At 71.2% G+C, this 21,640-nt stretch carries 24 protein-coding genes; 11 read left to right on the top strand and 13 right to left on the bottom strand.

The genetic code is table 11. The annotated features are described in order from the left end of the window. Positions 1 to 36 precede the first annotated feature (36 nt). Both ACIBAF_RS08160 and ACIBAF_RS08165 read left to right on the top strand, forming a co-directional pair. On the top strand, positions 37 to 1,200 hold the full coding sequence (locus ACIBAF_RS08160) for an acyltransferase family protein (RefSeq protein ID WP_399462309.1): 1,164 nt from the start codon (positions 37 to 39) through the stop codon (positions 1,198 to 1,200). A gap of 75 nt (positions 1,201 to 1,275) precedes the next feature. Continuing rightward, positions 1,276 to 2,172: a class I SAM-dependent methyltransferase gene (locus ACIBAF_RS08165; RefSeq protein WP_399462310.1), complete on the top strand. Its 897-nt coding sequence runs from the start codon at positions 1,276 to 1,278 to the stop codon at positions 2,170 to 2,172. Between the two features lie 53 nt (positions 2,173 to 2,225). Here ACIBAF_RS08165 and ACIBAF_RS08170 read toward each other — a convergent pair whose 3' ends face one another. Continuing rightward, a complete protein-coding gene (locus ACIBAF_RS08170; RefSeq protein ID WP_399462312.1) occupies positions 2,226 to 2,876 on the bottom strand; it encodes a TetR/AcrR family transcriptional regulator C-terminal domain-containing protein in 651 nt (216 codons plus the stop codon). Positions 2,877 to 2,949: 73 nt separating this feature from the next. On the opposite strand from ACIBAF_RS08170, the gene ACIBAF_RS08175 reads away from it, so the two are divergent. Further along, positions 2,950 to 4,290, top strand: coding sequence for an FAD-dependent monooxygenase (locus ACIBAF_RS08175; protein ID WP_399462313.1), 1,341 nt, complete (start codon positions 2,950 to 2,952; stop codon positions 4,288 to 4,290). Positions 4,291 to 4,298: 8 nt separating this feature from the next. On the opposite strand, the gene ACIBAF_RS08180 is transcribed toward ACIBAF_RS08175, so the two are convergent. Both ACIBAF_RS08180 and ACIBAF_RS08185 read right to left on the bottom strand, forming a co-directional pair. Next, entirely contained in the window at positions 4,299 to 4,880 is a 582-nt protein-coding gene (locus ACIBAF_RS08180) for a Uma2 family endonuclease (protein ID WP_399462314.1), read from the bottom strand. Positions 4,881 to 4,969: 89 nt separating this feature from the next. Next, positions 4,970 to 6,550, bottom strand: a complete 1,581-nt coding sequence (locus tag ACIBAF_RS08185; protein WP_399462315.1) for a methylmalonyl-CoA mutase — start codon at positions 6,548 to 6,550, stop codon at positions 4,970 to 4,972. A 185-nt stretch (positions 6,551 to 6,735) separates the two neighbouring features. Here ACIBAF_RS08185 and ACIBAF_RS08190 point away from each other — a divergent pair, with 185 nt between their 5' ends. Continuing rightward, positions 6,736 to 7,602: a L,D-transpeptidase family protein gene (locus tag ACIBAF_RS08190; protein ID WP_399462316.1), complete on the top strand. Its 867-nt coding sequence runs from the start codon at positions 6,736 to 6,738 to the stop codon at positions 7,600 to 7,602. A 210-nt stretch (positions 7,603 to 7,812) separates the two neighbouring features. Here the strand turns inward: ACIBAF_RS08190 and ACIBAF_RS08195 are convergent, their stop codons facing one another. Continuing rightward, a complete protein-coding gene (locus ACIBAF_RS08195) occupies positions 7,813 to 8,112 on the bottom strand; it encodes a hypothetical protein (RefSeq protein ID WP_399462317.1) in 300 nt (99 codons plus the stop codon). 169 nt (positions 8,113 to 8,281) lie between these two features. On the opposite strand from ACIBAF_RS08195, the gene ACIBAF_RS08200 reads away from it, so the two are divergent. Beyond that, entirely contained in the window at positions 8,282 to 8,680 is a 399-nt protein-coding gene (locus ACIBAF_RS08200; RefSeq protein ID WP_399462318.1) for a hypothetical protein, read from the top strand. 51 nt (positions 8,681 to 8,731) lie between these two features. On the opposite strand, the gene ACIBAF_RS08205 is transcribed toward ACIBAF_RS08200, so the two are convergent. From ACIBAF_RS08205 to ACIBAF_RS08230, 6 genes are all read right to left on the bottom strand, one after another. Then, positions 8,732 to 9,736 carry a hypothetical protein gene (locus tag ACIBAF_RS08205; protein WP_399462319.1) on the bottom strand — a complete coding sequence of 335 codons (1,005 nt, stop codon included), beginning with the start codon at positions 9,734 to 9,736 and terminating at the stop codon, positions 8,732 to 8,734. Then, complete coding sequence (locus tag ACIBAF_RS08210) at positions 9,736 to 10,395, bottom strand: RNA polymerase sigma factor (protein WP_399462320.1); 660 nt, start codon at positions 10,393 to 10,395, stop codon at positions 9,736 to 9,738. The genes ACIBAF_RS08205 and ACIBAF_RS08210 overlap by 1 nt, the downstream gene beginning before the upstream one ends. Before the next feature lie 292 nt (positions 10,396 to 10,687). After that, positions 10,688 to 11,497, bottom strand: a complete 810-nt coding sequence (locus tag ACIBAF_RS08215) for a hypothetical protein (protein WP_399462321.1) — start codon at positions 11,495 to 11,497, stop codon at positions 10,688 to 10,690. Between the two features lie 94 nt (positions 11,498 to 11,591). Then, on the bottom strand, positions 11,592 to 12,236 hold the full coding sequence (locus ACIBAF_RS08220) for an RNA polymerase sigma factor (protein WP_399462322.1): 645 nt from the start codon (positions 12,234 to 12,236) through the stop codon (positions 11,592 to 11,594). Positions 12,237 to 12,430: 194 nt separating this feature from the next. After that, the gene (locus ACIBAF_RS08225; protein WP_399462323.1) at positions 12,431 to 12,865 is read right to left on the bottom strand and encodes a hypothetical protein; all 435 of its coding nucleotides are present in this window, start codon (positions 12,863 to 12,865) and stop codon (positions 12,431 to 12,433) included. 139 nt (positions 12,866 to 13,004) lie between these two features. Continuing rightward, on the bottom strand, positions 13,005 to 13,358 hold the full coding sequence (locus ACIBAF_RS08230; protein ID WP_399462324.1) for a hypothetical protein: 354 nt from the start codon (positions 13,356 to 13,358) through the stop codon (positions 13,005 to 13,007). Positions 13,359 to 13,582: 224 nt separating this feature from the next. Here ACIBAF_RS08230 and ACIBAF_RS08235 point away from each other — a divergent pair, with 224 nt between their 5' ends. Then, positions 13,583 to 14,065 (top strand): DUF1877 family protein, encoded by a 483-nt coding sequence (locus tag ACIBAF_RS08235; protein WP_399462325.1) that lies wholly within the window; start codon positions 13,583 to 13,585, stop codon positions 14,063 to 14,065. Here the strand turns inward: ACIBAF_RS08235 and ACIBAF_RS08240 are convergent. After that, positions 14,039 to 14,623 (bottom strand): hypothetical protein, encoded by a 585-nt coding sequence (locus ACIBAF_RS08240; protein WP_399462326.1) that lies wholly within the window; start codon positions 14,621 to 14,623, stop codon positions 14,039 to 14,041. The two genes, ACIBAF_RS08235 and ACIBAF_RS08240, sit on opposite strands and share 27 nt — an antisense overlap. 174 nt (positions 14,624 to 14,797) lie before the next feature. Further along, positions 14,798 to 16,510, bottom strand: a complete 1,713-nt coding sequence (locus ACIBAF_RS08245) for a family 20 glycosylhydrolase (protein ID WP_399462327.1) — start codon at positions 16,508 to 16,510, stop codon at positions 14,798 to 14,800. A 177-nt stretch (positions 16,511 to 16,687) separates the two neighbouring features. Here ACIBAF_RS08245 and ACIBAF_RS08250 point away from each other — a divergent pair, with 177 nt between their 5' ends. The 5 genes from ACIBAF_RS08250 (at position 16,688) to ACIBAF_RS08270 (ending at position 20,904) form a co-directional block, all read left to right on the top strand. Then, the gene (locus ACIBAF_RS08250; RefSeq protein ID WP_399462328.1) at positions 16,688 to 17,278 is read left to right on the top strand and encodes a 2-oxo-4-hydroxy-4-carboxy-5-ureidoimidazoline decarboxylase; all 591 of its coding nucleotides are present in this window, start codon (positions 16,688 to 16,690) and stop codon (positions 17,276 to 17,278) included. A 190-nt stretch (positions 17,279 to 17,468) separates the two neighbouring features. Next, positions 17,469 to 17,849 carry a succinate dehydrogenase, cytochrome b556 subunit gene (sdhC, locus tag ACIBAF_RS08255; RefSeq protein WP_393346387.1) on the top strand — a complete coding sequence of 127 codons (381 nt, stop codon included), beginning with the start codon at positions 17,469 to 17,471 and terminating at the stop codon, positions 17,847 to 17,849. 5 nt (positions 17,850 to 17,854) lie between these two features. Continuing rightward, the gene (locus tag ACIBAF_RS08260; protein WP_079660229.1) at positions 17,855 to 18,337 is read left to right on the top strand and encodes a succinate dehydrogenase hydrophobic membrane anchor subunit; all 483 of its coding nucleotides are present in this window, start codon (positions 17,855 to 17,857) and stop codon (positions 18,335 to 18,337) included. Between the two features lie 33 nt (positions 18,338 to 18,370). After that, the gene (gene sdhA / locus ACIBAF_RS08265; protein ID WP_399462329.1) at positions 18,371 to 20,125 is read left to right on the top strand and encodes a succinate dehydrogenase flavoprotein subunit; all 1,755 of its coding nucleotides are present in this window, start codon (positions 18,371 to 18,373) and stop codon (positions 20,123 to 20,125) included. Continuing rightward, positions 20,125 to 20,904 (top strand): succinate dehydrogenase iron-sulfur subunit, encoded by a 780-nt coding sequence (locus tag ACIBAF_RS08270; RefSeq protein WP_399462330.1) that lies wholly within the window; start codon positions 20,125 to 20,127, stop codon positions 20,902 to 20,904. The genes sdhA and ACIBAF_RS08270 overlap by 1 nt, the downstream gene beginning before the upstream one ends. A gap of 129 nt (positions 20,905 to 21,033) precedes the next feature. On the opposite strand, the gene ACIBAF_RS08275 is transcribed toward ACIBAF_RS08270, so the two are convergent. Beyond that, positions 21,034 to 21,513, bottom strand: coding sequence for an SMI1/KNR4 family protein (locus ACIBAF_RS08275; protein ID WP_399462331.1), 480 nt, complete (start codon positions 21,511 to 21,513; stop codon positions 21,034 to 21,036). Positions 21,514 to 21,640: the final 127 nt, after the last annotated feature.

Raw genomic sequence — 21,640 nt, forward strand, 5'->3', positions numbered from 1 at the left:
AAGACGGCCCACGGGCCACTGCGAGGGGTACCCAGCATGACCGAGACGGTCGTGACCACGTCCGAGACACAGGCACGACCCGCCGCGGCCGTGCCGTCGCCGAGGCGCCGGGAAGGCCCGGAAGGCCCGGAAGGCAGGGCAGGCCGGGAAGGCAGGCTCCGGGCCCTGGACGGGCTGCGGCTGGTCGCCGCGCTGATGGTGGCGGTGTACCACTACGCGGGGCGCGGCGGTGACGTCACCCGGGCGTGGGGGAGCTCGCCGAAGCTGCAGTTCCCCACGCTGCACCAGTTCGCCGCCTACGGCTGCCTCGGCGTCCAGGTCTTCTTCGTGATCAGCGGGTTCGTGATCTGCATGAGCGGCTGGGGCCGGCCCCTGCAGTCGTTCGTCGCCTCCCGGGTGTCCCGGCTGATGCCGGCGTACTGGGTCGCCGTCCTGCTGGTGACGGCGGTGTTCGCCCTGCCGTCGGTCGTCTACGAGGCCGTCTCGCCGAGCGACGCGCTGGTCAACCTGACCCTGCTGCAGCAGCCGCTGGGCGTCGACCGGGTGCTCGGCGTGTGCTGGACGCTGTGGGTGGAGGTCCGCTTCTACGCGCTGTTCGCGGTGTGCGTCGTCCTGCCGGGGGCGAACCGGCGGCGCGTCGTGACGTTCTGCGCGGGCTGGACGCTGGCCGTCGCGCTCGCGCAGGCGGCGCACCAGCCGCTGCTCGACCTGGTGGTGATGCCCGAGTACGCGGCGTTCTTCGTCGGCGGCATCGGCCTCTACCTCGTCCACCGCGACCGGCGGGACGCCTACGCCTGGGGCATCGTCGCCGTCGGCTTCCTGATCGGCCAGCACTACGCGGTGCGCGCGCTGTGGAACGCCTCGGACCCGAACGCCTTCGCCCACCGCACCACGGCCGGCATCGTCCTCGTGGTCGCCTTCGGCTTCGTGGCCGTCGCGGCGATCGCGCTGGGCCTGCTGAACTGGGCGAACTGGCGCTGGCTGACGGTGGCCGGGGCGCTGACGTACCCGTTCTACCTGGTCCACGAGCATCTCGGCTGGGTGGTCATCCGCTTCCTGCACCGCGGGCTGCACGTGCCGTCGGCGGCGACCTTCGCGCTGACCCTCGCCTCGATGCTGGTCCTGGCCTGGCTGCTGAACCGCTTCGTCGAGAAGCCGCTGACGCCGAGGCTGCGCACGGCGTTGGCCAAGGCTCGCTGAGAGGTTGTCGAGCTTGTTCACCGGACGTTCAGCGCGGGGAAAGTTGGCCGCGCGAGCACCGAGCAAGCATGTCTCATGGCCAACGCACAGCAGACGCAGACCCCCGCACACCCCGGTGTGCTCGAGGACGTACGGGGCTGGTTCCCGCCCCTCGACCAGGTCCTGTTCACCTGGTTCCTCGACCGGCAGCGGACGAAGGGGGTACGCGGCGACCTGCTGGAACTCGGCGCGTACCTGGGCAAGAGCGCGATCCTCCTGGGCCGGCACCTCGGGGACGGCGAGCGGTTCACCGTCTGCGACCTGTTCGGGAGCGAGGCCCCCGACGGGGCCAACCGGGCCGAGACGGCGAAGTCGTACGCGTCCCTGACCCGGCAGGCCTTCGAGCGGAACTATCTCTCCTTCCACGACACCCTGCCGAGGGTGATCGAGGCCCCGAGCTCCGTCATCTCCACCGAGGTGGACCCCGGCAGCTGCCGCTTCGTCCACATCGACGCCTCGCACCTGTACGAGCACGTCCGCGACGACATCGCGGCGGCGCGCGAGCTCCTGCGGCCCGACGGCATCGTGGTCCTCGACGACTTCCGGTCCGAGCACACGCCGGGCGTCTCCGTCGCCGTATGGGAGGCGGTGCTCAACGGCGGGCTGCGCCCGGTCTGCCTCAGCACCCAGAAGCTGTACGGCACCTGGGGCGACCCCGAGCTCCTCCAGGAGGAGCTGATCGACCTGCTCACGGAGCGCGCGGACTGCGGGCTGAGCGTGCAGTCGGCCGCCGGTCACCGCCTGGTCCGCGCCCGCGCCCAGGGCATGAAGCCGCCGCCCTTCCCCCACTCCCGGCACTACATGGAGCCCGCGCCGCGCCCCGCCGCCGCGGCCCCCGCGCGCCGGTCCTCCCGCGCCCGCCGGCTCGCCGCGGACCTGCTGCCGCCGATCGTCGCCCGCGCCGTACGACGGCGTCTGCGGGCCGCGTCCTAGCGACGGGCGCACCGGACGGCTCAGTCGGCTCTCAGTCGGCTCTCAGTCGGCTCTCAATCGACTCCGTAGCGCGCCTCGATGCCCGCGATCACCAGCGTCAGGCCCTCCTCGAAGTGCCGGTCGTAGTCGGCGAAGATCTCCGCGCCCGCCTGGGCCGCCAGCGGGAAGTCGGCCATCAGGCGTGCGCGTTCCCCGACGTCGTATCCCTCGCGCCGCTCGTCCGGCAGCGGCTCGACGCCCTGCTCCTCGGTGACGAAGCCGAGCGTGTACAGGTACGTCGTCGAGGTCGCGCGGACCGCCTGGGCGAGGGTGAAGCCGGCGGCCGTGAACAGGCGCAGGGTGTCCTCCATCTGCTCGGCGTGCTCGATGCCGGTGAAGCGTGAGCCGCTGAAGACCTTCGCGCCGTCGCGGTAGCCGAGCAGCGCGGCGCGCAGTCCGCGGTTGGACTCCAGCAGCCGTGCCTGCCAGGTGTCGCCGGGATCGAGGGCGGTCCCGGCGACCATCCGCCGGTACATCTCCGTCGCCATCTCGTCGAGCAGCGCCTGCTTGTCCTTGAAGTGCCAGTACAGGGCGGGCGCCTTGACGTCCAGCTCACGGGCGATGGCCCGCAGGGTCAGGCCTTCGAGGCCCACCTCGTTGAGGAGTCTCAGGGCGGTGTCCGCGACCCGTTTGCGGTCGAGGGGCGCGCGTCGTTCGGTGCTCACACTTGACAGCTTAACGCCGTTAAGGGCACTGTCATGACCGACGGCACTTAACAGCGTTAAGGAGAGTGGGCGCATGAGGACTCACATGGACGTACTGATCGTGGGCGCGGGCCCGACCGGCCTCGCCCTGGGGATCGACCTGGCGCGGCGCGGAGTGGACGCGCTGGTGGTGGAACGGGGCGCGGGCCTCGCCCCGGGCTCCCGCGGCAAGGGCCTCCAGCCCCGCACGCTGGAGATCTACGAGGACCTCGGCGTCCTCGACGAGATCCTCGCCGCCGGCGGCCCCTACCCGGTCGGCATGATCTGGCAGGACGGCAGGCAGGCCGGCGAACACCGGATGTTCGACCCGGCGGAGGACGGCGAGGAGGGCTCCCGCTTCAGCGGCCCCTGGATGGTCACGCAGTGGCGCAACCAGGAGATCCTGCGGGCGCGGCTGGAGGAACTCGGCGGCACGGTGGCCTTCGGCCGCGAACTGGTGAGGATCGAACAGGACGCGGACGGCGTGACGGCGCGCTTCGCCTCCGGCGAGACGGTCCGCGCCCGGTACGCCGTCGCCGCCGACGGGGGCCGCTCCACGATCCGCCGCGCGCTCGGCATCGGCATGACGGGCGAGACTGTCGACCCGGACCCGTTCCTGGTGGCGGACGTACGCATCCCGGGTCTCGACCGGGACTGGTGGCACATCTTCCCGCCGAGCGGCGAAGGCGCCGGTTTCGTGGCGCTCTGCCCGCTGGCGGGCACGGAGGACTTCCAGCTGGTGGCCCAGTTCCCCGAGGCCACGGACATCGACCTCTCCCTGGACGGCATCCGCACGGTGCTCGCCGAGCGCACCCACCTCAGGCCCGAGGCCGTCACCGAGGTCCGCTGGGCCTCGAACTTCCGCCCCCGCGCGGCCCTGGCGGACCGCTTCCGCGACGGCCGGATCTTCCTCGCCGGTGACGCGGCGCACGTCCACTCTCCCGCCGGCGGCCAGGGCCTCAACACCAGCGTCCAGGACGCGTACAACCTGGGCTGGAAGCTGGGCGCGGTACTGGGCGGCCGGGCGCCGGAGACACTGCTGGACAGCTACGAGGAGGAACGCCGGCCGGTCGCCGAGCACGTCCTCGGCCTGTCGACGGCGATCCACCGGGCCGAGGCGAAACGCGGCGCGACCACTCGCCAACTGGGCCTGAACTACCGCCACTCGTCCCTGACCGAGGAGACCAGGCCGGCCCCGGGCGCCCTACGAGCGGGCGACCGCGTCCCCGACCTGACGGTGAACGACGTCCGCCTCTTCGACCGCCTCAAGGGCCCGGAGTGGACATTGCTGAAGCTGGAGGAGGGGGTGTTCCTCGTCCGACCGGACGGCCACGTGGGCTGGGCAGGCGAGTCGACGCAGGGGCTGGAGAGCTACCGGGCGCGGGTGGGCGCCTGAACCACGGGTCAGTCTTCGCCGTCGAGGAGGGTGTCCACGGAGAGGTCGAGGCTGACCCCGACGGATTCCGGGACGGGGACGGTCTGGCCCCGCTTGAAACGCTGCGGGTCGGGGTACTTGCCGTCGGCCGGGCCGGTGTAGAGGAGGACCTCGTCGTGCTTGCGGTCGACCACGACGTAGACGGGGACGCCGGCCTCGGCGTAGACGTCGGGCTTGCTGAGCGTGTCGTCGGACCAGTTGGAGGAGGTCACCTCCAATACCAGTCGGAAGACGTGCGGGGCGTAACAGTTCTTCCGGACAAGCGCGTCACCGATGTCAGCCTCGACGATCGACAGGTCCGGAATCGCGTAATCCGCCGGCCCTGTCGGCAACCACAGGCCGATGCCAGGGCGAACCTTGAGACCGGCCTCCTTTGCTCCGGCCCGCCGGAACTCGTAGCCGACCTCGAACACCGTTCCCTGATGCGGCTCATCCGGCGGCGGTGACGCGATGATGCTCCCTCGAATGATCTCCACGCGGTGTCCGGGCAGCCAGCTGGAGACACGGTCGGCAGCTTCAGCGATCGTCATCTCGCGCTCTATCACAACCACGGCAACCTCCTTTTGGGAGCACTCTTCACGAGAGTAACCGGGAACAGGCGAATTCCGCCCCCGATCACCCGTTCGGAGGAATCACCAGCTCAGAACGCATCCGAAGGCACATACGTCCCCCACACCCCCCGCAGCGCGTTGCACACCTCGCCCACCGTCGCCCGGGCCCGCAGGGCGTCCTTCATCGGGTAGAGGACGTTGTCCTCGCCCTCCGCCGCCTTCTTCAGGGCGTCCAGGGCCGAGTCCACCGCGCTCTGGTCGCGTTCGGCGCGCAGCTTCGCGAGCCGGTCCGCCTGCTGGGCCTCGATGGCCGGGTCGACGCGCAGCGGCTCGTAGGGCTCCTCGGCGTCGAGCTGGTAGCGGTTGACGCCGACGACGACCCGCTCGCCGGAGTCGGTCTCCTGGGCGATCCGGTAGGCGGAGCGCTCGATCTCGGACTTCTGGAAGCCGTGCTCGATGGCGGCGACCGCGCCGCCGAGGTCCTCGACCTTCCGCATGAGCTCGACGGCCGCCGCCTCGACGTCGTCGGTCATCTTCTCCACGACGTACGACCCGGCGAAGGGGTCGACGGTCGCCGTCACGTCCGTCTCGTAGGCGAGCACCTGCTGGGTGCGCAGGGCGAGGCGCGCGCTCTTGTCCGTGGGCAGCGCGATGGCCTCGTCGAAGGAGTTCGTGTGCAGGGACTGGGTGCCGCCGAGGACCGCCGCGAGGCCCTGGACGGCGACCCGCACCAGGTTCACCTCCGGCTGCTGGGCCGTCAGCTGGACGCCCGCCGTCTGCGTGTGGAACCGCAGCATCAGCGACTTGGGGTTCTTCGCGCCGAACTCGTCCCTCATCACCCGCGCCCAGATCCGGCGCGCGGCACGGAACTTCGCGACCTCTTCGAGGATCGTCGTACGCGCCACGAAGAAGAAGGAGAGCCGCGGGGCGAAGTCGTCGACGTCCATGCCCGCGGCCACCGCCGTACGGACGTACTCGATGCCGTCCGCCAGCGTGAAGGCGATCTCCTGCGCCGGGGACGCGCCCGCCTCCGCCATGTGGTAGCCGGAGATCGAGATCGTGTTCCACTTCGGGATCTCGGCCTTGCAGTACTTGAAGATGTCGGCGATGAGGCGGAGCGAGGGCTTGGGCGGGAAGATGTACGTCCCGCGCGCGATGTACTCCTTCAGGACGTCGTTCTGGATCGTGCCCGTGAGCCGGTCCGCCGGAACGCCCTGCTCCTCGCCGACCAGCTGGTACATGAGCAGCAGCAGGGCCGCGGGCGCGTTGATCGTCATCGACGTCGACACCTTGTCCAGCGGGATCCCGCCGAACAGCACCCGCATGTCCTCGACGGAGTCGATGGCGACGCCGACCTTGCCGACCTCGCCGGACGCGATCGGCGCGTCGGAGTCGTGGCCCATCTGGGTGGGCAGGTCGAAGGCGACCGACAGGCCCATCGTGCCGTTGGCGATCAGCTGCTTGTAGCGGGCGTTGGACTCCACCGCCGTGCCGAAGCCCGCGTACTGGCGCATCGTCCAGGGGCGGCCGGTGTACATCGACGGGTAGACGCCCCGGGTGAAGGGGTACGAGCCGGGCTCGCCCAGCTGCTCGGCCGGGTCCCAGCCCGCCAGGTCCTCAGGCCCGTAGACCGGCTCGATGGGCAGTCCGGACTCCGACTCACGCGCCATTGGTGTGATGCCTCCCGCTGAGCAATTACCCGTCAGTACAGTCCGACCCTTCGACGGACTGTATCGGCGTGCGTGCACCCGGTGGAGGGGAGCACGCTGGGAGCTTCCTCACAGAGTGATTGCGGTCCCGGTCACAACCATGCCGGTCCGTTCGCGAGACGTCATCCGGGGGGAACATCTCAGGCATGCGGATGCGGAGATCGATCGCCGTCATGGCCGCCGCGGCGGCCCTGGTGACGGTGTGCGGCGGCTGTAGCGTGCAGTCCCCGAAGACGGACACCGGCGCGGACGGGGGCGTGCGCTCGCCCGTCCCCGCCGACGCCGGCCGGACGACGCCCCCCTCGGCCCGGGCCTCGACCCCGGCCGGGACCACCACCGACGACGACAAGCCGAGCCCCCCGGCCGGCGGCGCCCCGCCCCCCGCCGTCCTGTGGTCGCACGGCGACACCGGGCGCGCGGTGCGCGAGCTCCAGGCCCGGCTGCGGCAGGTCGCCTGGCTCTACGACGGCCCGACGGGCGCCTACGACGACCGCACCGAGGAGGCGGTGAAGGGCTTCCAGGGCAAGCGCGGGCTGCCGAGGACCGGGAAGACGGACACCGTCACGTGGCAGCGGCTGCTGGGCATGACGCGGGAGCCGGGCCGGTGGGACCTGTATCCGATGGGCGGTCAGCCGGCCGCCGCGCCCGATCCCCGGTGCCTGACCGGGCGGGTGCTGTGCATCGACAAGACGACCCGCACCCTGCGCTGGATGATCGACGGCCGGACCGAGTCGACGGTGTCGGTCCGCTTCGGCTCGCAGTACACGCCCACCCGGGAGGGCGTGTTCCACGTCTACTGGAAGTCCCGCGACCATGTGTCCACGCTCTACCACTCGCCGATGCCGTACGCGATGTTCTTCAGCGGCGGGCAGGCGGTGCACTACTCGGCCGACTTCGCGGCCCGCGGTTACGCCGGCGCCTCGCACGGCTGCGTCAACGTCCGGGACGAGGCGGCGATCGCGGATCTCTTCGCGCAGGTGAGGAACGGCGACAAGGTCGTCGTGTCCTGGTAGGCGTTGGGGGCGCGAGCGGGACCGGGGGAACGTGTCCCGCCCGCGCCGAGCGCACGAGCCGAAGGTACGGGGGGAACCCCGGCTCAGTGCAAGGGCCGATGACCAGTCGGCTCACTTGTTACTGCGCCCCGGCCCCCGAAAACGTCACACCCCTCGCGAAAAAACTTCTGTGATCTACAAAACCGCAGGTCAGATGGAGTGTGAGGGGGCTCACTCGTCGGGGCAGCTGCCGCTCGTGGAGGAGAAGAGAGCCGGGAAACCCTTCCGCGAGGCCTCTCGGTTGGCGATGCTCACGAGCTGGTTGACGGTGATGACGGCCCCGTTGAGGTCGGGAGCGTGGATGATCCTCGACTCCTGCGGGCGTCCGTCGTAGCGGATGCAGAAGGGGAACGGGAACATCTGGACGTCGCCGGTGGACGATGCCCCGTCGGACGACAGAGCCTCCGCCAACTCACTGGACTCCGCGGCGAGTTCACCGATCGTGGGCGTCACTTCGGTCTCTTCTCCCATGACGGCTCTCCTCGGTGCGTGGGATAGGACCTTGCACTTCCCGATGGTTCCCGAGGTCCCCCCGGCCCGCAAACGGGCACCGAGTTGCAGCCGCCACGGGGCTGCGACACCGTCGGAGAGGAAGCCTGTCGAGCTCGAACCCTGTCAACCCTGTCAAGGAGGCAGCGTCATGGCCACAGTCTCGGTCGACCTGGCATCGTTCGTGACGGTTCAGGAAGTCAGCGGCACCAGTTCCACCGGCATCGGATCCACCTCCAACGTCGGGAGCCAGGCGCCGGTGACCAAAACGCCGATGGCGACTCCCGGTACGTTGCTCACCGTCGACATCCAGGCCGAGAACACCAAGGGGCTGGCCAACACGCTGACCGCCACCGTGACGGACCCGTCCGGGAGCAGCGGCTTCGCCGGGCAGGCGACGATCACCTGGGACGAGGGGGACAGCGGCGTCGCCTGGATCCAGTTCACCGGCTTCCCGCGCCAGGCGGACCAGTCGACGGAAACCGGTGAGTGCACGCTGTCCATGCAGTCCTCGGGCGAGGACGTCTCCGTGCGGTGGTTCACCGTATGACGGCGATCAGCTGATCAGCGTGCCGGAGCCGCCGTCCTGACGATGGTCGTCTCAGCCGCGGCCACGGCCGTGGCCGCCGCCTCCGCGACCGTGGCCATGGCCACCGCCTCTGTGACCGCCGTCGTCTTCGTCGTCGGACGTGCCACCGCCCCGGCCGGACTTGTCGTCCGTGCCGCTCCCGCGGGTCGATCCGCCCTGGCCGTCGCGGTCCCCCTGGCCCTGTCCGGTGTCCCGGCCGGCGGTGCCGTTTCCTGTGCGGGCGTCGCCGCGGGGGCTTCCGGCGGCGGGGTTGTCGAGGACGCCCGCGCAGTACTTCCGTATGCGCTTCGAGCCGCCCGCCAGGTTCTCCAGGATCCGGCGGCGGTCGGGGTCCAGGGTCTTGCCGGCGCTCAGATCGCGGCAGGACGAGGTCACGCCGCTCGGCCAGGCGCCGCGCAGGTCCGGGGCGGCGGTGGCGTCGTCGTCCGCGGTCCCGTTCCCGGCGTCCTCGCCGGCCTCGTTGCCGGTGTCGCCCGTGCCGCCTTCCGGTGTCGCCGAGGGCGCTGCGCCGCCCGAGCCGTCCGGGGACGGCGAGACGAGCGGGCGGTCGGGGAACGCGGGGGCCGAGACCGAGGGGCGCGCCGGTTCCGCGCCGTCGAACGGGGTCGGCAGGACGCCGGTCCCGACCGCGACCCCGCCGAGCACCCCTGCGGTCAGCGCCGCGGCCAGTCCCAGCCGCGCGGGCCGGATCCGGCGGGGCCGGCGACCGGCCTCGCGGACACCGCCGGCGATGCGCACCAGCCCGACGTCGACCGCGTGCGCCTCACCGGCGGCCCGGGCGAGGTCGGCGCGGTCCGCGTGGGTCTTGCGGAAGGCGGCCAGGGCCGCGGCCTCGCCGGGGAGTTCCTCGTCGGCGGGCAGGGGCTCGGCGGCCAGCGCGGACAACGCGCCCAGCGTCCTCGCGAGCCGTTCGGCCTGCTCCTCGGCCGGGCCGTCGAGAGGGCGGCCGGGTGACTCACCGCGCAGCAGACGCTCCGCCGTTTCGCGGTCGAGCCACCTGTCCTGCTTGTCGGCCATCACATGTCCTTCTGCGTCCGCGTGCGCACTTGCGTCACACTTGCGGACGTCACCGCGCGCGAGCGCGTTCCACGCTGAGGCGGCAGCGCGTCGAGCGCGCCGGCCGTCTCCGGATCCTCGCCGAGCAGTTCGGCGAGCTTCTTCAGACCGCGGTGCGCGGCCGTGCGGACCGCGCCGGGCCGTTTGCCGAGCGTCTCGGCGGCCGTCTTGGCGTCCAGTCCCATGACGACCCGCAGGACGACGGCCTCGGCCTGGTCCTGCGGCAGCCGGGCGATGAGACCGAGGGTGCGGCCGGTGGCGAGCGCCTCGATGGCCTCGCCCGCGGTGTCGGACTCGGCGGCGCGACCGGTCAGCTCGGTCTCGTCGCCGCCGATCGCGGGACGCCGTCCGCGCATGCGTATGTGGTCCAGCGCGCGGTTGCGGGCGATCCGGGCGGCCCAGCCGCGGAACCGGTCCGCGTCGCCGCTGAACCGCTCCAGGTCACGAGCGATCTGCAGCCAGGCCTCGGAGGTGACGTCCTCGGCGTCGAGGTCGCCGACGAGCGTGCGCACGTACCCGAGCAGCCGCGGGTGCACCGTGCGGTACACAGTCCGGAACGCGCTCTCGTCCCCGTTCTGTGCCGCGAGCACCGCGGCTGTCAACTCCGCGTCGTCCCCCACGTCGTGGTTCCTCGGTCGATGGTTCGCGGTCCGTGGACCGCAGGTCGTTGCGGTGGTCTGCCGCTTGGCCGTCCGGCGCGAAAGGCACGTTACGACCTGAAACCGCCGCACGTCCACGACCGTAGAACATGCAACTGACTCGTGACGCGAGGGGGTGCGCTCGGGGGTGTGACACAAAACGCACTCATGGCGCTGTAGAGAGTACGGGCCGCCGCGCGGCCCGTGCCGCGCGACGGCCGGGGCCTCTCCTGTGGGGGGTGGCGGCCCCGGCCGTTGCCTTGGCGGCGACGACTCATCCGCCGTTCGCGGCCCTGGTCTTCCCGGTGTTCCCGGCGTTCGCGCTCTTCTCGGGCGTCACCGTGTTCTCGGGGTTCGCGGTCTTCTCCGCCTTGGCGCTCTTCTCGGCCTTCGGCGTCTTCTCTGCCTTGGGGCTCTTCTGCGGCTTCGGATCCGTGCCGGCCTTCTGCTGACCGTGGGCCGCGCAGTACGCGGCGACGTTCTCCTCGCCGCCCGCCGCCGTCACGAGCCGCTGCCAGGCGGTGGAGTCCATCGCCTGGCCCCGCCCCTGGACCTTCTCGTAGGCGCGGCAGTGGGCCTCGGTGTCCTTGGCGTTCGCGGGACGGTCCCGCTCGGCGTCGTCCGTCGCGGACGGGGCGCCGGAGGGCGCGTCGGACCGACCGGACGCCGCGCTCGCCGACCGCTGCGGACGCCCCGCGCCGCCGTCGTCGCCGCCGTCCGTGACGGAGCCGATCGCGGCGTACGCGACGCCGCCCAGCGTGAGGCCGGCGATCAGCGCGGAGAGCGTGACCCGCAGCGAGCGGGCGGCGGGCCGCCGGGCGGCCCGGGGCCGCCAGTCGTCGCGGCGCCGGGGACGCGCCCGGTGCGCGCCGGTGTCCCGGGCGGCCCGGAACGCGGCGACGGCCCGCAGCTCGCCCTCGCTGCCCGTGCCCATGCCCTTGCCCGTGCCCTCGTCCGGGCGGTCGCCGGGCCCGCGCAGGGCGTGGGCGAGCAGCGCCTCCAGCCCCGACGGGTCGGCGACGGCGTCGTCAGGGTGCGCGCGCCGACGGCCGTGGCCCGCGCCGTCGTTCAGCCGTTCACCCATGTTCGTTTCCGCCTCTGTCCCATCCGTCCGATCGGGCCGTGCCAACGGGCGGCCGCGCCCACCATTGATCCATACGGTCCGCGGCCGTCGCCGTTCACGTCGACTCCCCCAGCGTCCGGGGCCCGCCATCCGTCACACCCGCGCCGCTCTCGCCGTTCGCGTCCGCGACGCCCAGCTGGCGGGCCAGCCGCTTCAGACCGCGGTGCGCGGCCGTACGCACGGCGCCGGGCCGCTTGCCGAGAACGCGGGCCGCGGCCGGGCCGTCCAGTCCTACGACGACCCGCAGCAGCACGGCCTCCGCCTGGTCCTGCGGCAGCCCGCGGACCAGCTCCAGGGCGTGCGCGGTGGAGAGGGACTCCAGCGCCTGGTCGTGGGTGCTGTGCGGCCCGGGCAGGTCGAGGACGACGTCCTGGTCCAGCACCGCCGACCGCGGTCTCACCCGCAGCCGGCGCAGGTGGTCGAGGGCCCGGTGCCGGGCGATGGTCGCGGTCCAGCCCCGGAAACCCGCGCCGTCGCCGCGGAATCTTCCCAGGTCGCGGGAGATCTCCAGCCAGGCGTCGGAGGCCACGTCCTCGGCGTCGTCGCCGACGATCCCGCGCAGGTAGCCGAGCAGTCCGGGCTGCACGATCCGGTACGCCACGGCGAACGCGCTCTCGTCGCCCTCCTGGGCCCGTGCCACGGCCGCGCCCAGTTCCCCGTCGTACGCGTGCGCGCGCCGGGGTTCCCCTCCCTGGCCCAAGACTGTCCTCGTTCGTACGGAGTCCGTTGCGGGCGCGCGGCCCTCCCGCCGGACACCTGGTCCGGACGCGGCCGCGCCCCCACGGTCATCAGCGTCGGGCCGCACAGAAGTGTCACAGCGCACGGATGTGACACATCGCACGGAAGTGTCCCACTGCACGGTTGTGTCGCCGGATGCGGCAGGCGCTTCCACGGTCAGGCCGCCGCCCGCCGGGCGCGCCCGTGCAGGGTCAGATAGAAGGTCCGCAGGGATTCCTCCGGGCTCCCGGTCTCGAACCGGTTGACGACCTTCCCGAGCGGGTTCCACACGCGTCCGTCCGGCATCCGCACCCCGACCGCCTGTCCGAACCAGGCACGCTGGTCGCCGTCGAGATCCACCCACACCCCGCCGGCCCGCCGCACCAGCACCTCACCGACGTACGCCCCGAGCCCGACGAGCGTGTCGTGCGCCCGCTGCCGGTCGGCGCCGCCCTTGCGCAACCCGTCGACGAGGAAGTCGACGACCCGCAGACTGGCGACGGAGTAGTCGAGCGGCAGCCGCTGCCGAGCGGTGACCCGTGCGACGAATCCCGCGGCACACCCCCGCATCCCTGGCGCGTCCGGCGCCCCCGCGTCCACTCCGCTGCTCATGGGTCCCCACCCCTCCACTCGGTCCGAGGAACCGGATCGGCTCCCCGCTGTCCCAGCGGACGGACGCCCCCGAACATCACGGGTCACAGAGGTGTCACTCGTCACATGGCCACGGAGCAGCCGGATTACGGGACAGTCCTCAGCGCCGCCCCCGCATCGCGTCCCGGCACAGCAGCCGGAGGGAGCCGTGGCCGCCGAAGCAGCGACGGGCCTCGTCGAGGGGCTCCCACAGGCGTCCGTCGGCGGTGCGGACCCAGTGGTCGCCGCCGGCCGCCCACCACTCGGCGCCGGTCTGCCGGACGACCACCTCACCGGCGTACGCCCCGAAGCCGCGCAGAACGCTCTCCGCGGCCAAAGGCTCCGTGCCCGCTCGTCGCAGTTCCTCGATCAGCCGGTCGACGCGCCACAGACTCTGTGCGGAGAAGTCGAGATGCTCGCGCACGCCCTCCCGCACGGCGGCCACCGCCTCCGCCGCCCATCGCACCGGTTTCACGGCGGCGGAGGGCCGGGCCGGCTGTCGTGCGTGCTGGGGTCCCTGAGCCGCGTGCGCCGTCTGGGTCGCTTGAGTTGTCCACGTCACATAGGGAAGAGCGGCGCCGGGCCGTGATCCGTCACGCGAATCCGGGCCCTCCCCGAGACCGGCGCAGGACCGCCGCGCCTCCCCCGCGGATCGGGCACAGGAGTGATACTTCCGCGCTCCCGCACGCTCCTTGAGTGATGAGCGCGTACCTCCGGCTCCGCGCCGTGCCCCCATCGGCCCTGCGCAACAGCGCGACCTGGCTGCGGAAGCTGTTCGACGATGACCATGACCACCTGCACCGCGCGTCGACCCTGGACGGCCGTTACGGGGGCGACCACCAGGTGCTCTACGCCGACGCCCACGTGGTGCTCGGCGGTGAGCGCGTGTACCCGGCCGGTTCGAAGGAGCCGCCGTTCGTGGTGCTGACCGTCGCCCAGACGGCCCGGGTCGCCGCCTTCCTGACGGAGAGCGACTTCGACGACCTGTGGCGGCCCGCCCGTGCCGAACTCCTGCCCCGCTACGGCGGCACGGCCGAGGAAACCCGCACCCGGGCCGCGTTCGCCTCGGCGCACCGGGACCTGACGGCCTTCTACACCGCGACCGCCCGGCACCGGGACGCGGTCGTCAAATGGCCGTCGGACACGTCCGGCTGCTCACCTGCGTTTCCGAGCTCGCCGTGACACCACCGCGCGCAGCACCCGGCGGCCCTCCGTGGACACCTCCAGCGCCCGGCGCAGTCCGCCCGCGCCATGGCCGGCCAGCACTTCCAGGACGGTGACCTGGCGGCGCAGTTCGGCGGCGACGAGGGGCGACATGCCCTCCGTACGGCCCTCGCGGCGGGAGTCGACCGGGGCGGCGTCCTCGGCCGGGTCGAGGAGGCGGTGTATCTGGAGGGAGGCGACGGAGCAGGCGTCGGCCCAGAGCCGCACCTCGCCGGCGAAGCGGTCGGCCGGGGCGGCGGCCAGCATCCGGCGGGCCAGGAGCACGGCCTCGTCGCCGCCGCCCTGCGCCGTGTCGCCGTCGCCGTCCGTCGCGTCGCCGGACTCCAGCTTGCCGCGCGCCTGTTCCAGGAGCTCGCCCCAGTCGGCGGCGCCGGAGGCCTCGGTGAGGTTGCCCCACAGCGGTCGCAGAATGTCGTCGTCACCCCCGAGCAGGGGCACGCACCGATCCAAACAGGCCAACCCGCTGGCGGCCAGTCCGCGTTCGTCGGCCTGAGAGATCAGTTCCACCAGGCTCATCCACGCCTCCCTCGCCAGGGCGCCTACCTTACGGAGCCCGCACTTCCCCTTACTGCGTGCGACGGGGCAGGAGTGTCACAGGAGGGACAGGAGGGGCAGGAGGTGAGACCGAGGCGAGACCGGGGGGAACTATTTCAGCCAACCTTCCGACCGTGCCGTGGGCCGGCGGCGGACTCAGCCCAGCCGGTTCGCCAGGGCCCTGAACTGCGTCCAGGTCAGCGTCGGCGTCCTCGCGTCCCACAGCTTCTGGGAGGTCGCCCGCAGCGGCATCCGGATGCCCGCCGCGACCTGGGCCTGCGTCTGCGAGTTCGCGAGGTCGCACCACACCGAGAAGGAACCGCCGAGTATCCGGGCGTCGTACTGCGCGGCCACCGACGTCGTGCCGCGCAGGACGCGCGGGGTCCACTGCTCGTATATGCGCTGCCCGGTCGGATAGACGAAGGTCTGCGGCTCCCCGAGGACGTAGTACAGGTACTCGTCGTTGTAGTTGAGCACCTTGCGCCCCGCGCTCAGGTACTCCACCGGCTTGCGCGCCCCGATCTCCTTGCCCGTCCAGTACGCGACCACGAGATCGGAGGCCGGCTTGACCGACGTCCCCCGGAAGAAGCCGTCGTTCCACACCCGCATGGTGCGCTCGTGGGCGCGGACGGTGTCGGCGCGGTCGTTCAGCCAGCCGGTGGCGAGGTCGGCGACGCTCGCGCCGGCGCCGTACCGGGCCACGGCGGCGGAGGCGAGCTGCGGGTAGGAGGCCGCAGGGTTCGACTTGGTCAGGGCCTGGTACTCGTCGCCGCCGAGGTGCCAGTAGGCGCCGGGGAACAGGCCGGCGTACTCGTTGAGCAGGTCGTCGAGGAGGTTCGCGGAGGCGTCCTTGGAGATGTCGATCGCCCCGCGGGTCGCCACCCCGCTCACGTTGCGCAGCTGCAGCTCGGGGTGGGCGGCGAGAACGGCGCCCAGGTGCCCCGGCGAGTCGATCTCGGGCACGACGGTGATGTGCCGGCTCGCCGCGAGGTCGACGATCTTCCTCACCTCGGCCTTGGTGAGGTGCCGGCCGGCCACGATCTCCGGGTGGGTGTCGGACTCGATCCGGAAGGACTGGTCGTCGGAGAAGTGCAGCCCGATCTGGTTGAACTTCAGATCGCCGAGCTCACGGACCCGGTCCTCGATCCAGGCGGGGCTGAAGTACTTGCGCGCGATGTCCAGCGTGAACCCGCGCTGCGGCTTGGCCGGCTGGTCGCGGACGACGCCCTCGGACGCCGTACCGCCGCCGTGCACCTCCTGCTTGAGGGTGCGGGTGCCGTAGAAGACGCCGGCGTCGGAGGGTCCGCTGACGGTGACCCGCCCGCCGCGCACGGTCATGGTGTACGACTCCGGGTTCGCGCCTTCGTCGTCGTTCAGCGCCAGCCGCAGGTCCCCGGCGCGGACGTCGTCCTTCTCCCCGGCGTACGTCAGCCCCAGCTCACCGGCGACGAGCCGCCCCTCGTCGGCGAGGTCGGCGTCGCTCACCACCACACGGCGCCCGGCCGCCGGACGCCAGCCCGGGCCGCGCGCCGGGGTGTGGGAGCGGACGGCGGGGATGGTACGGGGGGTGGTGGAGAGGGGGTAGGCACGGGTGGGCGTCGGGCTCGCGGGCGGTGCAGCGACATCGGCGCCGTCACCGGTGGAGGTCCCCGCGGAGGCGCCGACGGCGGCCTGCTGGGAGGTGGCCGACCCGGCGGGCGTCCCGCCGCCGTCCCCCGACGAGGCCCACAGCCCAAGCCCCGCCCCGAGCGCGGCGACCAGCCCACCCGCCGTCAGCGCCCGCAGCACCACCTGCTGCTGCGGCGTGCGCCGTGACGTGCGGCGTGGCTTCCTCTGCGGCGCGCGGCGCCGATGACTGTGCCTGCTCACTCGGCCAACCGTACGACGCCCGTCCACTTCCAGCGCGCCGAAAACCCCGCGTTGGTGTCCACGACACCTTCTGAAACTCTCTCGTTCGAGTGAAATTCGGGCATCCGTCAGACAGGTACTGACCACTCTCGATAACGTGGCGACACATCCTTCACTGCCTCCCCTGCCACACCACACGTGACGCGAGGATCCACGCTGCCTGCGCACCGTCTTTCCCACCTCTCCGGCCGCCTCGCCATACCGGCGCAGACCCGGACCTCACCCGCACCCCTGCTGGACGGCTTCAACACCGCGACCGCCGAAGAGGCCCGTCGCACCCTCCTCACCTGCCTGCGCAGCCTGCGCTGGGCCCGCCGCCTCGCCGACCACCGTCCCTACCCGACCCTCGACGCCCTCCTGGCCGCGTCGGACGAGGCCGCGTACGACCTGACGGCGGCAGATCTGGCGGAGGCCCTGGCCGGCGAGACCCTCCCGCCCCTCCCGGCCGACGCGTACGGCGCGGCCCACATGGCCCTGAGCGCGGCCCACGCGGCCTACGAGGCGAGATTCGGACATGCGTTCGTCATCTGCCTGGACGGCGTGCCGGCGGACGAGGCCCTGGACTACGTCCTGGAAGCCATCCGGTCACGTTTGACGAACGATCCGGAGGACGAACGGGTGGTGGCAGCAGAGGAACTCCGGCGCCTTGGAAAGGCACGACTGGTGAGCTGCCTAAGGGGCGCGGGGAACTGCGCGACCAGCCACGACGAACCCGCACACGGCACATAACCGCACAACCCGCCCCAGATGCCGGGGACGCTAACCCAAACGCGTGCCACTTTGATCACACCGATAGGCCCCGTGTAAGCGCCAAGCCAGCGGCTAGCTACCATGCTGGGGGCCGGTGGACCGTACCCGGCCGGGCCCGTCCGACACCCAAGCCGGCAGGCTCCAATCCCCGCTCCCGGAGGGTTCTTCCGTGCCGGCTGGAACGCTGTACCGCGGCCGGGAAGGAATGTGGTCGTGGGTGGCTCACCGAGTCACCGGCGTCCTCATCTTCTTCTTCCTGTTCGTCCACGTGCTCGACACCGCGCTCGTGCGTGTCTCCCCCGAGGACTACGACAAGGTCGTAGCCACCTACAAGACCCCGATCGTCGCGCTGCTGGAGTACGGCCTCGTCGCCGCCATCCTCTTCCACGCGCTCAACGGTCTGCGCGTCATCGCCGTCGACTTCTGGTCGAAGGGCCCGCGGTACCAGAAGCAGATGCTCTGGAGCGTCGTGGGCCTGTGGCTCGTGCTGATGCTCGGGGCCGTCTACCCCGTCCTCGGGCACGCCGCTCGTGAACTGTTCGGGAGCTGACACCGATGGCCACCACTGAAACCACCGCTGCCGGGATCGGCCCCGTCGAGGGCGGCTCGATCTACAACGTCGACAACCCGGCGCCCCTCATCGAGGCCCCGCGCAAGCGCACCAAGAAGACCCCGAAGTCCACCCGGGGCAACTTCGAGATGGCCGCGTGGCTGTTCATGCGGCTGTCCGGCGTCGTCCTGGTCGTGCTGGTCCTGGGCCACCTGCTGATCCAGCTGGTGCTGGACGGCGGCGTGTCCAAGATCGGCTTCGCCTTCGTGGCCGGCCGCTGGGCCTCCCCGTTCTGGCAGGTCTGGGACCTGCTGATGCTGTGGCTCGCGATGCTGCACGGGGCCAACGGCCTGCGTACGGTCATCAACGACTACGCGGAGCGCGCGAACACCCGGCTGTGGCTGAAGGGCCTGCTCTACACCGCCACGGTGTTCACCATCCTGCTGGGCACGCTGGTGATCTTCACCTTCGACCCGAACATCCGCTAGGCGCACGGGACCGAGGGACTGAGAGAACCACTCATGAAGATCCACAAGTACGACACAGTCATCGTCGGCGCCGGCGGCGCGGGCATGCGCGCGGCCATCGAGTCGACGAAGCGCAGCCGCACGGCGGTCCTGACCAAGCTCTACCCCACCCGCTCCCACACGGGCGCCGCGCAGGGCGGCATGGCCGCCGCGCTCGCCAACGTGGAGGAGGACAACTGGGAGTGGCACACCTTCGACACGGTCAAGGGCGGTGACTACCTGGTCGACCAGGACGCCGCCGAGATCCTGGCGAAGGAGGCCATCGACTCGGTCCTCGACCTGGAGAAGATGGGCCTGCCGTTCAACCGGACGCCCAACGGGACGATCGACCAGCGCCGCTTCGGCGGTCACAGCCGCAACCACGGCGAGGCCCCGGTCCGCCGCTCCTGCTACGCGGCCGACCGCACCGGCCACATGATCCTCCAGACGCTGTACCAGAACTGCGTGAAGGAGGGCGTGGAGTTCTTCAACGAGTTCTACGTCCTGGACCAGCTGATCACCGAGGTCGACGGCGTGAAGCGGTCGGCCGGCGTGGTCGCGTACGAGCTCGCCACCGGCGAGATCCACGTCTTCCAGGCGAAGGCCGTGATCTACGCGTCCGGCGGCTGCGGCAAGTTCTTCAAGGTGACGTCGAACGCGCACACGCTGACCGGCGACGGCCAGGCCGCCGTCTACCGTCGCGGGCTGCCGCTGGAGGACATGGAGTTCTTCCAGTTCCACCCGACCGGCATCTGGCGCATGGGCATCCTGCTGACGGAGGGCGCCCGCGGTGAGGGCGGCATCCTCCGCAACAAGGACGGCGAGCGCTTCATGGAGAAGTACGCGCCGGTCATGAAGGACCTCGCGTCCCGTGACGTCGTGTCCCGCTCCATCTACACGGAGATCCGGGAAGGCCGCGGCTGCGGCCCCGAGGGCGACCACGTCTACCTCGACCTCACGCACCTCCCGCCGGAGCAGCTGGACGCCAAGCTGCCCGACATCACCGAGTTCGCGCGTACCTACCTGGGCATCGAGCCGTACACGGACCCGATCCCGATCCAGCCCACCGCGCACTACGCGATGGGCGGCATCCCGACGAACGTCGAGGGTGAGGTGCTGTCCGACAACACCACGGTCGTCCCGGGCCTGTACGCCGCCGGCGAGGTCGCCTGCGTCTCGGTGCACGGCGCGAACCGCCTGGGCACGAACAGCCTTCTGGACATCAACGTGTTCGGCAAGCGTGCGGGCATCGCCGCCGCCGAGTACTCCCAGAAGGCGGACTTCGTCGAGCTGCCGGAGAACCCGGCGGAGCTCGTCGTCTCCCAGGTGGAGCAGCTGCGGTCGGCGACGGGCACCGAGCGTGTGGCGGTCCTGCGCCGCGAGCTGCAGGAGACCATGGACGCGAACGTCATGGTGTTCCGCACGGAGCAGACGATCAAGACGGCGGTCGAGAAGATCGCGGAACTCCGCGAGCGCTACAAGAACGTCTCGATCCAGGACAAGGGCAAGCGGTTCAACACGGACCTGCTGGAGGCCATCGAGCTCGGCAACCTCCTGGACCTCGCCGAGGTCATGGCGGTCTCCGCCCTCGCCCGCAAGGAGTCCCGCGGCGGTCACTACCGCGAGGACTACCCCAACCGCGACGACGTCAACTTCATGCGCCACACCATGGCGTACCGCGAGGTGGGCGACGACGGCGCCGAGTCCATCCGTCTCGACTACAAGCCGGTCGTCCAGACCCGCTACCAGCCGATGGAGCGTAAGTACTGATGGCAACCCCGACCCTGGACAAGGCGGACGCGGCCGGCACGCCCGAGCCCGGCTTCGCCGACTCGCCGTACATCACGGCCACCTTCCGCATCCGCCGCTTCAACTCCGAGGTCTCGGGGGAAGCGGTCTGGGAAGACTTCCAGCTGGAGATCGACCCGAAGGAGCGCGTCCTCGACGCCCTCCACAAGATCAAGTGGGACCAGGACGGCACCCTGACCTTCCGCCGTTCCTGCGCCCACGGGATCTGCGGTTCGGACGCGATGCGGATCAACGGCAAGAACCGCCTCGCGTGCAAGACGCTGATCAAGGACCTCAACCCCGCGAAGCCGATCACGGTCGAGCCCATCAAGGGCCTGACGGTCCTGAAGGACCTGGTCGTCGACATGGAGCCGTTCTTCCAGGCGTACCGCGACGTGATGCCGTTCCTGATCACCAAGGACACGAACGAGCCCACGCGCGAACGCCTGCAGACGGCGGAGGACCGCGAGCGCTTCGACGACACGACGAAGTGCATCCTGTGCGCGGCCTGCACCTCGTCCTGCCCGGTGTTCTGGAACGACGGCCAGTACTTCGGCCCGGCCGCCATCGTGAACGCCCACCGCTTCATCTTCGACAGCCGTGACGAAGCGGGCGAGCAGCGCCTGGAGATCCTGAACGACAAGGACGGCGTCTGGCGCTGCCGCACCACGTTCAACTGCACGGACGCCTGCCCGCGCGGCATCGAGGTGACGAAGGCGATCGCCGAGGTGAAGAAGGCACTGATCACGCGCCGCTTCTAGGTTCTCTGCAGTACGCCCATGAGGGCCCCGTTCCCGGTTTGCCGCCGGGGGCGGGGCCTTCGCCGTGCCGGCTGGATGTCACCGGCCTCCCCAAGGCAGGCCGGTCGAGGACGACCGACCGAGCCGCTCTCACCACGACGCGTACCACTCGGGATCACCGCTGCCGAGCCGGCGCCGAAGGTAGTCCTCCAGGCTGCTCGCCACCCAGCGGCGGCTGTCGCTCTCGTGATCCCAGACGAAGACGTCCGGCCGCCCGGGCTTGACGACGAAGGCGAACAGGTCACCGCCGCCGCTCTCCCCGAACAGCAACAGCGGATCGAACGGCATGTAGAGCCCCCGGAAGTCGGCCGAGCTCCTGAACTCCAGGTTCCGGTCCACGACTTCACCGACCGAGCCCACGACGCCGGCCCCGTACTTGTCGCGGGCGCCGTCCGCCACCCGCCAGAAATCCTTGAGCGCGGCAGGCAGAGGATGCCCCAACACCACCTCAGCCACCCGCATTTCCTGCTCACAACCGGGCCCGCCAAGATCCACGTCCCCCGCGAGCGAGGAGATCAGCTCTGTCCACATGCGGTCATCTTTCACGGATCCACGCCAGGCGCAACCCATCCAGGCGTGACGAGACGGGCGAGCAGCGCCTGGAGATCCTGAACGACAGATCAGGTCACCCCATCGGGTGACCGTCCTCGGTTCGCTCCGCACGAATGCCATCAGTACAGCAACGTACTAGTATGGC

This window comes from Streptomyces sp. NPDC051677 (genome assembly GCF_044453465.1).
Classification (GTDB): Bacteria; Actinomycetota; Actinomycetes; order Streptomycetales; family Streptomycetaceae; genus Streptomyces.